We start from the raw sequence: 16,177 nt of genomic DNA on the forward strand, positions 1-16,177 counted from the left end.
TTTACTAAGTTTTTCCTGTTTATGATCAAAATAATATAGATTTATCATATCTGATACTTAAGGAGGGCTCAAAATATCTCTTAAAGATTATTTTTTTCTTAAAACACTTTTTAATCGTTCAATTTCAGCATCTCTTCTTTCAAAATTTTCAAAAAAATTAACCTGAATTTTCAAAATTTTACCTATATAATAAGCTGCTGTGTCTTTCACTCTGTATTTCAAACTATTACCAAGGGTTGCATCCTGACTTCCTTCATATAAAATAATATCTTCATTATCCAGAAGTTTTTCTAAATACGGAAGGACCTTATTACCTAAAATTATCAGACGTTCACCCAAGATTCCATAATCAGAAATATTGTTTTGATCCGAATAATACATAAAACCCCATAAATTTCCTGATAGTCTGGTGTTTCCTTCATCTGTTGCAAATATCATTGCTTTAGCGTAAACACTTGCTAAAGAGTCAAAAACCTTCGTTCTAAAGTATTCTTTTTCTTTATTAAATAATATTTCAGAAACCAATAGACGTGTATGATTATCATACTTTTCACTTTCCGCTATTTCCGTCAATACATTTTTATTTTCCCCATTTTTCCATAAGGAATCTATCAGATTATAATTTCCTGAAAAGAAAAGTCGGTCATAGTTTGTTTCAGTAATTTGATTAGCTATTTTGTCGATTGTATCTTGCATATATATATTTTTATATGATTGGCATTCTGTAATTATCAGCATAAATAAAAAAATAATGTACTTATTTCTATCTTTCATCTCTTATATTTGCCATATCTGATGGTAATATTTCTATGGTAATTCCTGTATGAGGACCGTCTACAACTTCTATTTTGGGGTTGATATAAGGAATATTGGGTACATATCTTACTCTTGTACCTGCCGGTAAAGTAATTGGCGGACCAAAAACACTTGCAGATAATTGCTGAGTGATAGATACTGTAGTAACTTGTACATCTATGATGGGTAGATCAACATTACCTGCTCCTGTGGAAGAACTTCCGGGATTCCAGTTTTCAGCAGCTTTAAAAAAAGTAGAAGAAGGTGCACCCTGTGAGACAACTGCTAAAGGTATTTTGGAAAATGCACCTGCACTGTCTGTTCTCCATCCCCAACGTACAGATCCGTAATAAAAACCTGATTGTGCACCCCGTGTAGCCAATGCCGTAGTCTCAAAAATATGTCTTGCATTCGCTTGTGCATTTGATCGGCGTGGTGAATCATTTAGCTTACCATCCTGTGTTTGTAAAGTCCCGGAAGCATCAGTATATCTCCATCCGTGTTGTCCCCAACCGGCCGAAACAGTTGCATCGTCGAGTGATGCACTTGCTGCATTACTCACGGGATAAATCGGGTTATTATATCCTGATGCTCTGTCGATAGCAGTTCCTTCATCTGTTTCACCTGTTCCTGTATTGATGCTGATCGCATCTGTAGCAGAAATAGCACGGGTTGCCGCAGCAGGAGTAAGCGCAGTAGCTCCTCCAATAATGCCTTGTACAGTTTGAGTAAGCCCAATCATTTCTGCATTTACATTTGCATTGGGTGTAAATTTAAGTTTAATATCCACACCTCTGCTTCCTGCTGCTGTAGCTGGAGTCACTAAATCGTACTGGTCTGTATCCCATGTTCCACCCCAAGTATTTACAGTACGCTGAATACGTTTTGCAGATATTTGAGATAATTTATTTTGCTGTATGGTATGCGTCAACTCATGCGCCAGTAAATGTTTCCCTGAATCAGAATTGGGACTATACTTTCCTTCATTAAAATAAATATCATTTCCCACCGCAAAAGCCTGTGCATTAAGTTCTCGGCTCATTTGTACAGCTTCACTTCCTGTATGTATTTTCACACTTGAAAAATCTGTTCCGAAACGGTTTTCCATGAAGTTTTTAGTTCCGCTATCCATGCTGCTTCCGTTTCCTTTATGGGAACTTATCTGACTTTCAATATGATTTGGAGCATGAGATTCTCCTAAACTTTCTTTTGATGAACGCTGAATCAATGGAGTAATAGTTTCCGCCAAAGGTTTCATCTGAAGATTTTCTTCCTGCTCACAATGGGCACATTTTCTTTGGACTAATGCTCCGGTATGAGTAATGTGTGGAGAAGGCTCAGACATTTTCATCACTTTGTCTGCAACCTGATCTGCTTCCACTTCGTAAGAGTCATTAGCCGAACCTACACTCAGTTTTTTTTGAATGGCAGGCTTGAAGAATGTTGAATTCTTTTTTTTCGATGACGTTTTCTGTTCTTTTTGAAGATTTGCTGTTTCCATGATCTTTTTGTTTTTTAGTTCCAATAGCAATGTAAAAATTTGTCCATCCACGGAGTCTGAATCATGCCAATTCCCCAAGGTAAGCTGGCTAATAAAACATCTACTCCTTTTTCTTCCACCCACAGTTCCCAGGAATGGGCTTCTGACAGGGATAATTTTCCTGCTCTCTGTAAAAAAGTTTCTCTGAGTGCTTCTACTGATGAATTTTTCATCAGCGACCAATATTCTAAAACCACCTGTAACAGATCATTGCAAATTTCTTTTTCTTCATTGCTGATTTCTTGCTTGGTATTAATCACACCTTCAATCGGAAAACCGCAAATAAGCTTATTTAAAATCAATTCATTTTCAAAGAAAATTTCCTGTCCGGTAATTAAATACTGAGTTAGTAAAACAGCTTTATGCTGACTTTCTTTATCAGTCCAAACCTCATTATTGCACAAATTCAGTTTTTGAAAAAGATTTAATAAAAACGGATGCAGAATAACAAGACCTGCATTGTCGATATAAAGAGACGAAATCTGTAATTCTGAAATATTTGCCTCTACATTTTTATGAATATCTGGTTGATCTTTTTTCATATTCTGATCATTAGTTTCATTAAAGTTAAGACTATTTTCTGTGTCATTTTCAGGGATTTTCCCCTTATTCAGAGAAAGTTTTTCATTGCTAATTTCATTTGAATTATTTTCTTGATTTACCACATCTTTATCAGATTTAAATGGCTTATTTTTTTGATAATTTTCATTAAAATCATCTTGCCCGTTATCTTTAGTTTGTGATTCTTTGTGTTTCAAATTTTTGTTTTGTAAATTTCTATTTTCAGAGAAAAGTTGCTGATTTTCTAACCAATTTTCCAGTTCTTCAATGGAAGAAAATTTAATTTCAGAATTAAAAAAGGCTTTTAATATCTGAGAAATCGGTTGTCTTGATATCGAAAGTTTTAAAATTTCAGCGCTTACTTTCTCTTTAAAAGATTCTTTACAATTAAAATAAAACCTAATTAATGCAGTTTTATTTTCATTAAAAACATTGATAATTTTCTCAATAAAAAGTTCTGAGATTTCTATTGCTTCAACGATTTCGTCTATATTTTTCGAGTATGAATTTTCGGCAATGATTCCTGTTTTTAAATAGTCAAAAAATAAATTTTCGGCTAATTTTTCTTGTGATTCAAACCCGAAATTTTCTAATTTTTCTTTGGTTTTATTAAATTCCAACACCGGAAAATGATCTTTCAGATATTCTTCAATCTTAAATAATGTCTGATTTACAAGTTCTTTTTTCCAGTTTTTTTGAGAAATTTTCGGCAGATCAAGAGAGATGTTTTCTATTTCCCATTCATAATTTTCGATTGAATATTTGTCTAAAATAACTTCCAGTTTCGGATAAAAATCTTTCTCTAAAACATCGGACAATGTATTCTGTATCTCTTTCCCCAAAAGCTGAGAAGAGCACTGAACATCGACAATATGTTGCTGGAGAAGATGCATAATTTATTTAAATTTTTTACCGGAAAAAGGATAATGAAATGAAACAGATGAAGTGGCTTTTCCTGTCGCAATTCCCAATTCTGAATTATTTTTAATCATCAGATTATTATTGAAATCAAAAACAATATTATTTTCCTGAAAATAAATGCTTGTACTTAGAGGATAATCTATCAATTGCTCATTCAGCATCGTTGTGTAAGGTATCAGAAACCGAACTGACGGTTCATTGAGGAGAACAATATTTTTAAGATATTCTATCACTTTAAGGTCTTTATCCTGCAGCGGAAAAGCGTAGACATTACTGGAAGCATTGGAAGTCGCTGATGTTGATGTTTTATTAATTTCTATATTAAAAGTAAGGTTAATCCATTGATCTTTTATGCCTTTTATGGAATACCATAAAACGTTTTGCAGCTTATCCAAAACAGGCTTATCGTCTGTCCAGAAATGGAAAAATTCGATCTCCTGAACCGACGGAAACGGTACATTTTCTGTGTAATCCAGCAAATTACTGAGCACATCGCGTACTTCAGCTGCGGTATTATTTCCGCCATCATTTATTCCTGCTATTTTTGCTTCTACCTGAGTTCTTGTTGCCATGATATTTGTTTTTTAGTTGGGGTTATTATTTTTGAGTATCAAAATCTTTATCATTAAAATCAGGATTGTTGAAATCACCGGTTTTTACGATAATTTGCTGTGTATTTGGGCAGATTTCTCCTAATTGTTTAATATTTACAGTAAATGATTTCACTTTTTCGTTGAACGGGAAGGCATGTCTCACTGATTTTTTATCGGTGGTTATTTTCTCCGATTTATCACCAAAATCGATCTCATATTCATGCTTATCTTCCTGATCCGCATTGATGAATTCAAAAACCGTTATATCTCTGGAATTTCGTACAGCGTTCCAATTAGCAATTTCTTTTGGTTCGGAAATCTCAATTTCTAACGTATTGCTCAATTCGCCTTCACTTTCATATTGTAAAGTATATTTTCCGGCTTTTTTAATGGATGCATGATTAGGTTTTAAGAAATATTTATCACTTTTCTGAACGATTGCATCTTTTGCAGTTCCCGAAAAAGTTCCGCCGGATTTTCCTTTTATCACAACTTCATATTCTTTATCATCGGTATTACAATATTGTAAAGTTTTCAGTGCAATAGACAAAGGTTCGGCTTTTTCTATTTTAATCTCAATAGTATTTCCTTCGCTACAACATAAATACGGAAGGAAAAAATCTGCAATCACCATTTGCTGATTAGGAATATCGGTCGCATTACTCACCTGAAACTGCATCGCATAAGAAAGATTTCCCAATAAATAAGATTTCATTTCTTTGGTGTACGTCGGAGACATATTAAAATCTGCCAGTTTCAGGATATTTGCTTTGATGTTTTCGGTTTCCTGTTTGCATTTATCAAGTTCTTCGATGGGCGGAGTGATAATTTGTGTTGTATAATCTTTAAAATTGATACTTGCTTCAATATCCTGTTTTACACTTGTCGGAACCTGAGTAAAATTATTCTGATAATTCGTGAGTAAAGTCAGGATCTGAGTGTAAGGTAAAAGTGGTTTTACGGCTTTAAAAATCGTAGAATCTACATACACTAAAATAAAAGTTCCGCCTTTCGTAACGCCCGCTTTATGCTCTATTCCGGGATGTTTCTGAATAAAAGTCGAAAAGAAAATATCTTTGTAAATCTTCTGCCAACGAATCTGCGTTTCCTCATAAATGACCGCAAACGGATCCTCTAAAAAGAGTTCATTAATATCATCAAATCTGTCAATCAAATCTTCTGCTGTCGTTGATAACTGAGGTTTTGTGAACTGAATACACCATCTGTGAATCAGGAAAGTCTGGTTCAACTGTTTGAAAACCTGATTGAAACTAACGAAATTCGGAAGAAAATCTTTCAGATCATTCGGTAATAAGTTTTTAATCTGACTTAAAATATTTTTTAAATTATCAATACTTTCCGCTCCCAGTAAATTTTGCTGAACGATCGTCGCTTTATTACTTGTAATCCAGTTCACTACAAATTCTGTGATGTTGTACAATCTTTTTCTTGCCAAATCATAATCGGTTTCCAGATCGTCCCATCTTCCCTCAAATTTTGAAATATCCAGTACTTTTCCGACAAAATCTGTTGCATTCAAAGCAGTGATTTTAAACGGAAGATTGTAACTGTTTTTCATAATATTCAGCTCTTCAACCACGTCTGTGTATTTTTTACCTAAATGTCCTTCAATGTTAAAGAAATTGAACTTTTCAATATCATACAGCAAAGGTTTTTTCACCACATCTAAATTGGTGTAATTCGCTGTTTCTGAATGATAAGAAAGGATCTCGTTATTTTTATTTTTTCCTGTTTTCTTAGGACTCCATTTTCTGTTTAGTTCTAAAATCTGATCATAATAATAAGGAATCGATTTTTTAGAAAGCGGAACATCTCCGTAAACAGAAGGTGTTACTTTAATACCATTATTCTGCACTTTCCAGAATTTAATCAAATGAATCAGTCTTTCAAACAGCAAAGACAGTTCTTTTCTTTTCTGATTGTTTTTTAACGAACTATTTTGAGTTGAGAAAAATGGAGTTCGGTAATTAATATCATTATCATCCACTTTTCCTAAAACAACATGAAAAGGAAACATCGTTTCATCCACACAGCATAAAGAAGGATTTCTTTCATTAAACTCTATAATTTCGTTGTAAGCGGAAGAAATATCCGACATCCAATCCCATAAATATTGTACATTAATACTGTTTTTATGAGCATTAATCACTGTTTCCAGAGCGGTTTTAGGATTATTCAATACATTAAAATCAACGGTATTGCTGATGATTGATTGATAACTTTTGTAAGCCAGACTTATTTTATCTGAAACATTGCTGATGACAGAATCCGACAAATTCTTTTTAAATTCATTCAAAACATCAGAACCTGTTATCAATTGATGATGAGGAACATTATATCTCGGTAACGAAATTTTTTCAAAATTCACCACTTTCGGATATTCCGGGAACAGATAAGCGTTTAACTGATTAATAGAAATTAATAATGGTCTTATTTTGAACTCTATTCTTTTGCCTTTATCGTCACAATTGGTTGTTACACAGTTTTTTTCGTCAATCAACGAGGTTTCCAATAAGAGAATGACAATTTTATCCTTGAAAAAATTATTCGGGATCGCTATTCGATCGACTTCCAATGTATTGGTCGGTAAAAGTTCAATGGAATTTTTTAACGGCTCATATTTTTTAGCGTGAGGTAACGTAAGGTCAAGATACTCTCCATCGATAAATTTCGGAGCGAGAAAATCAGCAGATAATTCGATCGGATGATAATAACTGAACGTTTTTTCTTCCCAATTGATCTGATAACCCAATGAAGTAATAGCTGTACCGCAACTTATGGTAATCTGGCTCGATTGCGGATGCGAAATTTCCAGACCACAGACAATACCAATGCCGATGCCTCCGACACGGGTAATCCGATCTTGCTCTTCAAGATAACTTATGGCACGGTTCAGGTGTTTCTGACTTAAAACCTGATCGGCTTCAAAAACAGGATATTTGGATGGATTTTGAGTTTTCATGGTTGTAAATTTTAAAGAGTTCCTAATGAGGTGTTACTTAGTACAATCGGATTGGTGGTTTCGCTGAGCTGACAATCGTATAAATTTCCTTCAGGATAAATAGTGTTGAGTTCTTTAAGCCTTTTTATCAGCTCTTTATGATACTGACTAAAAATTGTAAAATCTTTTTTAATTAAAGTTTTGCTACAATATTTAAGTTTGAAATATCTATAGTTTTCCAGCCAGTTTTTATACGCTTTCTGGAAATTCAGCATGTCTTCATATCCTACCCAGCAAATTTTGAGTAAAACATGAGCAGGAGCTTCCTGACGGAAAATCTGCTCTGCATATCTTCTGAAAGTAATATTTTTAAACCTTGATAAATATCCCGGTAAAACGATGGTTGCTTTAAAGGAATAAGGATCATTATTAGCTTCGTCTTTGCAGTCATCTTTTAAACAAACCGTCAACAAATCTTCTGTATCATTGTTAAAAGGAGGAAAAGGTCTTATCAAAATATGTTCTAAACAGTAGAAATTTTCATACGCTTCATTTAATAACTGAATCAGTTGATACAAAAATTCGGATGCTTCTTCATAGCTTTTAAAAGTTTTGTCTATCGTCGCTATTTTCTTAGGATTTTCGCCTAAATAAATGAAAAACTTACTGCCTTGTTTATGAATGAAATAAACACCTGGATTGAGTAAATTTTGTTGAGTCCATTTCCATTTTATACCTAAATCAATTAAAGGCTGCATAATTTTGCAGATAACAGATTGATTATTAATCTTTACAGGCAATGTCCATTGCGCCTGAACCTCATCTTCTGTTACGATGTCTCTCAAACCGATGTTATTGATTCCCAACAATTTTGCGGTTCTTTTTTCGTAACCTCCTCTGTGAGCTGTTTCCCAGAAATTCTGAAAATCAAACTTATTATTGTTGATTTTTGTGTTGAGATAATCTATTCCCAAACCTCTTTCAGAACTGATTTCGGCATAATTTTTTAAAAATGCTTCTTTATCGTGAATCAGATCGTGAGCTTGAAAAGTCATTTCTCCCAAACCTCCGGAATCCTGACTTACTTTGTACATCATAAAGACATAATCGCTGAAACTTTCGCTGAAACGAGCCATCAGATGATCTAAAGCCCGGTTTCGTCTGTCATTGAAAACAGTTTGCGATTCTTCAAGAGAAACATCAAATTCAGATTCGCCGTTTAATAGTGCATTTTTAAAATCATCTCTGTAAATTTCTTTTGAGTAAAAATCTTTTCCTGTTTTCGGGTTTTTATCCAGATAATTAGGGAAATAAGTATATTGTACAGGTTCAATATCCAGAATATTTTTAGCGTGATACAACTGACTGAAAAAATCTGCCAGTAACTGATCGTAAAAATGCAGATACGCTTTCAGTTGTTTCACCTGGGCTTTTCTTTTTTCGGGAGCTTTATCCGAGATTTCGTTGGCACCTAAACCGTAATTCACCGGAAATTCTTCCTGGACACTGTAATATTCATCCAATTGATAAAATTCTCCTTTTGGAACAGGCAAATCACCCTGAACCGAATATAATTTGTAATTTTTTATCTGAGCTTTAAGCTGCTGAACCTTCTGATCCACCAACATTTGACTGTTTTCTGACAAAAGAAAAGGAATATTTTTCTGAAACAGTAATATTTTTGATTTCTCAGCAGAAAACAAAGGTTTTTCTTCGCCTGATAAATGCAGACACCATTTTTGGTTCATACTTCCTGTAATCGGTTGTCCCAAAGAATTATAAGCCGTCATCAAAAGATTTTCAACAGAAACGATTCCTTTAATTTCCATAATGGCGGCAATAATATCTGAAGCGTGAATGCTGTTCGGAAGCTGGGCTTTTTGAAGCTCAACGTCATTAAGAAAACCGTGTTTCAATTTTGGTCCTAAAAATATTTCGGTGGAATGTAAACCCTGCTCCATCAATTGAGACAAAGTATAAAAACGAACCGGAGGATTCAGGATTTTTTCAATCGCCATCTGAATCTGAGCCATTGCTTCCACTGAATCGGTTTCAGGTGCTAATTCTACATCGACACAGAAACTTATTTCTACACTTTTGATGGTTTCTACACAAAGAAAATCTTCGGTAAGGTTTCTGTTTTGATGCAGTTTTTGCTGAACGGTTCTGAAAATTCCGTCCACTTTTTCTTTTTTATCTTTCAGTAAAGTAATGATCTCACAGATCGGTTTTTCTGTGCTGAAATGATCTTTCACCTGTTGAAGTTCATTTTTATCAAAAGGTTCGACGATAAATTTTAAGGTATCATTTACTTGAGTTGTTCTTTCAACAACAATAACCACGGTATCATCTTTTATCTCTACTTTTTTATTTTTTATTTTGAAGGTTTTATCCATTTTGCTCAGCAAAAGCGCTTTAGGATCATTCCATGAAGAAAATTCGGGAGTTATATTGACCTGTACCCAACGTGAAGATTGTAAAAATGCAAATTCAAGCCCAGTTGTATTGAGATCTCCGAGAGCTACATCTTCATCCAGTTCGATGATAATTTTATTTAAACCTCTTACAGAAAGCTGTTCTAATGATTTGTTGTTTTTATCTTTTGAAGCAAAGCTTAATTTATCTTCTAAAACATTGATGTATAATTTTTGTTCTGCAGGATTTGGCAAATGATACTCAAATGGATCGGTTTCTTTTCTTGTCGCTAAATACCAAGCGTTTGTAATGCCTTCAATATCAATCAGCAATTTTCTGTAATCCAGTTCTGTCAATGCTCCATTGGTCATGATTTCTCTGGCTGTGAAAAATGACCCGTTCAGGATTTGTCTGTTTTCGTTGGTCAAAAGATCTTTAGTCTCAAAATCTGTTCTGTATCCCAGTTCTGTTATCACATAAGAAAGTGCTTCCAGGGTTGTAATTCCCGGATCATGAGCATTGTAATCTGTCCAGAAAGTGTTGCCCAGTTTCTCGATATATTTTAAACCTTCTTTTCGCAAAAAATTATAATCCTGCGAAGGCTTCAATATTCTTTCTGATGGTATGTAATATTCGGGATTCATGGTTAACAGTTGTTTTTGAGTTCTTTAATTTCATGGATATCATTAGGAATAAACAAAGTGTAATCTGTCTGCGGAACAATTTCCTTTACATCTGCCATTTTTTTAATGACCGTATTTTCTTCATTATCCAGAATGAGCTGATTCACCTTAAAATCAATTATATAATCTACAAAAGACCGATTGTCTATCAACTGAATTAGTGAGGACAATTCTATTTTCTTTGCAAAATCAATATCAAGATCACTGTAAGCCCACGGACTGATATATCGGTTGATCGTTTCTTTTAAAAGATCTGCATACAAACGTGTATCTGCACCCGGAATTTCTCTGTATTTTACTTTACAGGTGATCTGTATTTTCTCTAAAACAGGCGGTTTTATGCACAAACGAACATGCGGAGAACACAATCCCATGATTCTGTTTTTGATACGCTGTAAAGTACTTAAACTTAATAACGGTTTCCATTCCCAAACGGTGGATGAACTGAGTGATTTCGCAACAGGAATCAGCGTTACATAACCCGCAGAAACATTGGAAACACTTCCTGAATCGTATCGGTAATGGTTTAAGCATTTCACTCTGTACACTTCAGGAAATTCCTGTAAAATAAGCCTTTCATAATCCCACGAAGTGATCGCTCTTTGTTTGTGTCTCAGTCTTTCGCTGCTTCGTTGATACAACTGCGTATCTTCTTCCTGCTTTTTCCCTCCGAAAGAAGGATATGGCTGTTTTACTTTTTTAACAAAAGCATGAGGTTGATATAATTTTGAAACCGTTTCTTTTGGCGTAACCTCCAGAAAATCGCTTCCGTTATTTTCAAAATCAAATAAAACGGCTTTTAAAGCCTGTTCGTGGATCCCTACAAAATGACAGATTCTGTCTGATTCATCCACTGAAATTCTTAACCAGAAAAGATTTTTCGGTAAAACGACAGTTTGTGTATTATCAAATTCAGGAACAGTTAAATTGATGATTCCGGATTGCAATAAACCTAGCGTTTCATCTCCTATATCGTGTGAATCTATCGATGTCCATTGATTTTCGGATAAATATTCCCAGGATATTTTTGCCGGTTCTTTTCTCGGATTGGCTGTTCCTTCCGCCATTTGAAAAAGGACACTTAATCCGTTTCCGGGTTGCGCATTTTCAAATCCGATATAAATCTCTCCTTTTTGTGGTAAATCCGGAATTAATGATAAAGAAGATTTCGGACTTAATTTTTCATATCCGAAAGGTAAAAGATGATAATACTCCAATACATTAAGACTATTATCTGAAGCATTGAAATTATATTTTTGAGTGACCGAATAATTCATCACCAAAGACTGAATAACAGGAACTTTCGGCAAAACGGGAGACTCTAATTTCGCTGCTTTTATATAGTCTTGCAAAAATTTTTCACCTTCATATTTGGGATCTTCCAGCTGAATTCTGATGTATCCGGAAATGCTTTCTTTATCGGGAATAACGTCTTCAGCATATTCTTTAACCCATTGACTGTTAGTGTAAACAGAATTGAAAGTTGCAGTTCCGCTTTCAACAAATTTGCCATCCTTCATTTCCAACAATAAAGAACTATCAACCAAACGTTTATAAGTATAAATTGAGCCGATAAATATCTGAGAAGCAAGATTATCAAATGTTGCCGAAAAATTTGTATTCAGACTTAAATTTTGAACATCTGATATTTTGCTTTGTGCCCAAATATTACTTTGCGCTAAAGTATTGGCACTGCTTTGCGCTAAATTACTGACATTATTTGTGACAGCAGAATTTAATGTTCCGGCAAAAGGATAAGACGAAATCGCATCACTTTCAATTGAAAAGTTGGCAATTGCGCCTTTTTTCAGGAAAAATTCGTTGCAGCCGATGATAAATCCGTTTCCGTTTTTAGGAAAATCTCCGAAAGGTTTAAAAGGCTTATTGATGTCTACAACTCCTGTGTCTGTCGCAACAATCAGATTTTTCAATCCGTTTACAGTGATTTCGATTTCGAGCGTTTTACAATCAATCTTTTCGGTATTATTTTTAGGAATTATTTTAAGAATCGGGTGTGATGTTGCAATAATTTCTCCCGTATGAATTTCTTTATTAAACGGAACAATCGCTTTTTCGGAAGCAGGAATGGTAAGTTTAATACGTTTATTCTGAGTTAATTCTTTATTTTCCTGAGTAATTTCCACCCATTTTTTTTCTCCGGTAATCCAGAAATCAAATGAATTCGGATCTAAAATCTGAGGATCAAATTTCAAAGTAATGGTTCTTGTTCCACCTTTCATGTAAAATAACGGACTTGCCAGTAGCAAACCGGTTTCCGTATTTTCTGAGGAAGATGGAAATGCAGAAAAAGGGATATTTGTTGCATTTAAAGGAAATAAATCTGTTTTTTTCCAGACATTCTGATCAATGTGATGGCTTAGAAAAGATTTAATTTTCACAGAATTAATCGCCTGATCTGAAGTGGAAGCATAAAATTTATTTTTCCCCAACGAATTTTTTCCTGCTGAGAAAATGGTATTTTTCGGTAACAGAAATGAGTTTTTATTGGCAGCAGGTTCGATTAATAAATGAACAAAATCCGGTTGTGCTTTCTGTGGAAGCAACTGTAAAACATCTTTGTAATAAAAATCAAGATGTCTTTTGGTGAAGTCATTCAGATGATTTTTTGCGATGCCTAAAAGCTTTAAAAAAGCCAGAAACAAAGCATAATGCGGAGCGTGAGAAGGATAACTTTCTAACTGTTGTGTGAATGCTTTTTCAGTGCTGTTTTTCCAATATAAAAGCAATCCGAAAAGATTCTGAATATTTTTATTAAACTGATAACTTTGTAATAAAGTGATGATTGAATTTTCATTGGTGATTTTTAACAAAATCGCATTCAATTGAGCTTCAATCGCTGTTTTAGAACTTACTAAAAATTCTTTTATTGAAATACTGTCATCTAAAGTGGTTACTTTATCTGTAAGTTTGGTAAAATCATATTGAATTTTTTCAAAGACTTTTTTTATGATTTTTTTCTGCTCTCCATTATCACTGATTAACGCAATAGATTTTTTATTATTTTTATATTTTTTCTCATAATCTTCGATATTCCACTTGAAAATCTGAGCTAAAATCGCGGTAGATTCCCATCCAAAAAATGGTGACCAATCGCTTTGCGCATTATGAGAATCAGATTCATTAAAATAGTTTACATATTGAGACATTTTCTGAGCCAACACAACATAATCTATCTCCTCTCTTTCATCCAGGAGAAAATAAGAGGGTTGTAAGGCAGACAAAAACCTTGCATTTTGGGTTGTTCCCATTCCCTGATGGATTGATATTTTTGAAGAACAATTTTCCATGATGTCAGATTTTAATAAAAGTTCCTTCTTCTAGATAATACGGAAATACATAATTAAGCCTTGAGTTGGTAGCACGAATCGTGTATTCAATCTCAATTCTAATAATTCCTTGTGTATCATTGGTTTCTGAGCCAAAATATATATCATTTACATCTATTCTCGGTTCATACGTTAAAATAGCATGTTCAATGATGCCTTTAATTTTTGTGAGGAGCGTTACTGTTACGTTTTCAAACAGAAGCGGTGTGAGATCACAGCCGAAGTCTGAACGCATGATCCTCTCCGTAAGCTGTGTACTCAGTAAAATCTGCAGACTTTCCTGAATATCTTTCTCACCGGAAACTGTTTCAACCGTTCTGGTAACCGTATTGAAAGTCGGAGGAAATCCCCATCCTTTTCCTAAAAAATCATTTGTTTTCATAGTTTTTAGTTTTTAACCTCCAATGATCACTGTCGGACAACCTAAAACGATCGTTCCTCCATGTGCTGTAGAATCTCCCATTCTAGCGGCAGGAGCTCCGCCGATAAGCACTGTTGCCGAGCCTTTTACAATTGTATCGGGTGGTCCCGTACAAACGCAACTGTCTCCTACTACCGAAGCCGGCATTCCGCCGATTAATACCGTAGAATTTCCTCCCGGTAAAATAGGGCCACCTACATGGGGTACTGTTCCTGTAACCATCGGACAAACGTGCATGTCACTGGTTCTTGCTGCTGCGGGCATATTAATTGAGTTTTATGATTGATCCTTTTACATCCATTGTTGCAGACGCCGAAAGCGCCGCTTTTGCTGAATCCATTTTGAAATCCATTTTGGCTTTAAGAATAAGATCTTTGCTGCTGTCTAATGTGATTCCGTCTGCATTCATCAATATTTTATTTCCATTTTCATCTTCGAGTACAAAGCCTTTTTCATCATCGCTGATCAAAAGTTTATTGCCTTTTTTTGTACTGAGTTCGATAGATTTTTTCTCGTCGTCCAACTGTATTTTTGTCCCTTCTTTGGTTACAAAAGCTTTGGTGTAATTTTCTTTTTCAATAGGAAACGGCATTGCATTTTGTGAACTGTAAAGACTTCCTAAAATAATTGGTGTATCCGGATTATTTCCCAGACATCCTACAATCACCTCATCATTCACGTTGGGAATAAAAAAGCTTCCCATTTCGTTTCCTGAAAACACATTGGCTAATCTTGCCCAGACTCCTTCACCGCTTTCAGAAAGTGTGGGTATTCTTACTTTTATTCTGAATTGATTATCAGGATCTTCTTCGATCTGAGTCACAACACCGATCTGTAATCCGCTTACCGAATTGGTTTGTCCGGTTTGCGCCTGTTGAGCAGGAACGGAAGGCGAATTGGCTTCAGTAAAAGACTGTTCTGTTTCTATACCCAAAGTATACTCGGTTTTCCAACAGGCATTTTCAAAGGTGTGATATTCTTTAGATATTAATAATTTCTTTTTATCAATTTCTTTATTCACTTTATTACAACTTAAAAAATCTCCTGCTTTCGCTTCCAGATTTCCGAAAGTTGAAAGTTCTCCCTGAATGACAGCGTGGTTACTTCTTTTAAGGAAAGTATTTGCCATTCTTGTCATTGTAGAAACCAAAAAACGGCTTTCGTTAAGCGTCAATGTTTTTATATTTTTTTCAGCTTCCTGTTCTGCTTCTATTTTTTCCATTGACTGAGAAGATGGATCCCAATATTCGATTGAAGCTTTGCTTAGTTTTTTTGATTCGTCTTCTCTGCCTGAAAATGTGAATACATTGATTCCGTTTTCTGCTGCATATTTTTCTTCGGGAATGGTTTCTAAAATATCTAAAGCATTGAATTCTCCGTTTCTTACATTCACCATCATCCCGATTGAATCTAAAAACCCGACCAGATAATCCCACGGAATCGTATGAAGATTGCGGGTTATGTGTTCATCTTCCCAACTCTGCCCGTTTGATTCAATTTTATTGATAACATTAGCCTGAGTCAAAAAACTATCTAATTTTGCTTTGAATGTTTCGGTACTGTCATCAGATTCCTCAGATGGTGTCGTCAATTGATAAGCCTGATCTTTGCATTCAATTTTTACCGTCGTACAGCTATCGCTGATACTTTTTTCAATAGACTTGATAAATCCTTTGAACAAAGTCTGAGGGGTTTTATTTACCGTTACTTTTATTTCTATTTTCTGTCCTTTTTTAAGCAAATCCGTCGGTAAATCTGCTTTCGTATCTATATCCGGATTTGAAGCGATAAAAGTAAATTTGGCAAAAGGTATTTTATTCAGCTCAAAAGTAACCTGTGCTTCTTTAAGTAAAGCATCGAGACCATTATCTTTTCCGTCTGTTAAAAATTCCAGCTTTAGAAGGTCATCAGTCGATATATAAGGTTGAACAGGCATATC

10 protein-coding genes are annotated in these 16,177 nt (G+C 34.6%); all 10 read right to left on the reverse strand.

Going from position 1 to position 16,177, the window contains the following annotated elements:
- Positions 1 to 87: 87 nt before the first annotated feature.
- From ABD745_RS12320 to ABD745_RS12365, 10 genes are read right to left on the reverse strand one after another with little or no spacing between them, the layout of a single operon-like run.
- Positions 88 to 774 carry a hypothetical protein gene (locus ABD745_RS12320; RefSeq protein ID WP_344830158.1) on the reverse strand — a complete coding sequence of 229 codons (687 nt, stop codon included), beginning with the start codon at positions 772 to 774 and terminating at the stop codon, positions 88 to 90.
- The gene (locus ABD745_RS12325; RefSeq protein ID WP_344830160.1) at positions 764 to 2,296 is read right to left on the reverse strand and encodes an eCIS core domain-containing protein; all 1,533 of its coding nucleotides are present in this window, start codon (positions 2,294 to 2,296) and stop codon (positions 764 to 766) included. Before ABD745_RS12325 ends, ABD745_RS12320 begins: the two co-directional genes overlap by 11 nt.
- A 14-nt stretch (positions 2,297 to 2,310) precedes the next feature.
- Positions 2,311 to 3,789, reverse strand: a complete 1,479-nt coding sequence (locus ABD745_RS12330; protein ID WP_344830161.1) for a contractile injection system tape measure protein — start codon at positions 3,787 to 3,789, stop codon at positions 2,311 to 2,313.
- A 3-nt stretch (positions 3,790 to 3,792) separates the two neighbouring features.
- Positions 3,793 to 4,389 carry a hypothetical protein gene (locus ABD745_RS12335; protein ID WP_344830163.1) on the reverse strand — a complete coding sequence of 199 codons (597 nt, stop codon included), beginning with the start codon at positions 4,387 to 4,389 and terminating at the stop codon, positions 3,793 to 3,795.
- A gap of 25 nt (positions 4,390 to 4,414) precedes the next feature.
- Complete coding sequence (locus ABD745_RS12340; RefSeq protein ID WP_344830166.1) at positions 4,415 to 7,393, reverse strand: hypothetical protein; 2,979 nt, start codon at positions 7,391 to 7,393, stop codon at positions 4,415 to 4,417.
- A gap of 11 nt (positions 7,394 to 7,404) precedes the next feature.
- The gene (locus ABD745_RS12345; protein ID WP_344830169.1) at positions 7,405 to 10,431 is read right to left on the reverse strand and encodes a hypothetical protein; all 3,027 of its coding nucleotides are present in this window, start codon (positions 10,429 to 10,431) and stop codon (positions 7,405 to 7,407) included.
- Positions 10,432 to 10,433: 2 nt separating this feature from the next.
- Entirely contained in the window at positions 10,434 to 13,778 is a 3,345-nt protein-coding gene (locus tag ABD745_RS12350) for a hypothetical protein (protein ID WP_344830172.1), read from the reverse strand.
- A gap of 4 nt (positions 13,779 to 13,782) precedes the next feature.
- Positions 13,783 to 14,199: a GPW/gp25 family protein gene (locus tag ABD745_RS12355; protein WP_344830175.1), complete on the reverse strand. Its 417-nt coding sequence runs from the start codon at positions 14,197 to 14,199 to the stop codon at positions 13,783 to 13,785.
- 12 nt (positions 14,200 to 14,211) lie between these two features.
- Positions 14,212 to 14,502, reverse strand: a complete 291-nt coding sequence (locus ABD745_RS12360; RefSeq protein WP_344830178.1) for a PAAR domain-containing protein — start codon at positions 14,500 to 14,502, stop codon at positions 14,212 to 14,214.
- A gap of 1 nt (position 14,503) precedes the next feature.
- Positions 14,504 to 16,174: a phage baseplate assembly protein V gene (locus ABD745_RS12365; protein WP_344830181.1), complete on the reverse strand. Its 1,671-nt coding sequence runs from the start codon at positions 16,172 to 16,174 to the stop codon at positions 14,504 to 14,506.
- Positions 16,175 to 16,177: the final 3 nt, after the last annotated feature.

The sequence above is a fragment of the Chryseobacterium ginsenosidimutans genome, from assembly GCF_039536845.1.
GTDB classification, from domain to species: Bacteria; Bacteroidota; Bacteroidia; order Flavobacteriales; family Weeksellaceae; genus Chryseobacterium; species Chryseobacterium ginsenosidimutans_B.

Coding starts and splice junctions, on each gene's coding strand:
- ABD745_RS12320 (WP_344830158.1), bottom strand. CDS start 774: ATGAAAGATAGAAATAAGTACATTATTTTTTTATTTATGCTGATAATT.
- ABD745_RS12325 (WP_344830160.1), bottom strand. CDS start 2,296: ATGGAAACAGCAAATCTTCAAAAAGAACAGAAAACGTCATCGAAAAAA.
- ABD745_RS12330 (WP_344830161.1), bottom strand. CDS start 3,789: ATGCATCTTCTCCAGCAACATATTGTCGATGTTCAGTGCTCTTCTCAG.
- ABD745_RS12335 (WP_344830163.1), bottom strand. CDS start 4,389: ATGGCAACAAGAACTCAGGTAGAAGCAAAAATAGCAGGAATAAATGAT.
- ABD745_RS12340 (WP_344830166.1), bottom strand. CDS start 7,393: ATGAAAACTCAAAATCCATCCAAATATCCTGTTTTTGAAGCCGATCAG.
- ABD745_RS12345 (WP_344830169.1), bottom strand. CDS start 10,431: ATGAATCCCGAATATTACATACCATCAGAAAGAATATTGAAGCCTTCG.
- ABD745_RS12350 (WP_344830172.1), bottom strand. CDS start 13,778: ATGGAAAATTGTTCTTCAAAAATATCAATCCATCAGGGAATGGGAACA.
- ABD745_RS12355 (WP_344830175.1), bottom strand. CDS start 14,199: ATGAAAACAAATGATTTTTTAGGAAAAGGATGGGGATTTCCTCCGACT.
- ABD745_RS12360 (WP_344830178.1), bottom strand. CDS start 14,502: ATGCCCGCAGCAGCAAGAACCAGTGACATGCACGTTTGTCCGATGGTT.
- ABD745_RS12365 (WP_344830181.1), bottom strand. CDS start 16,174: ATGCCTGTTCAACCTTATATATCGACTGATGACCTTCTAAAGCTGGAA.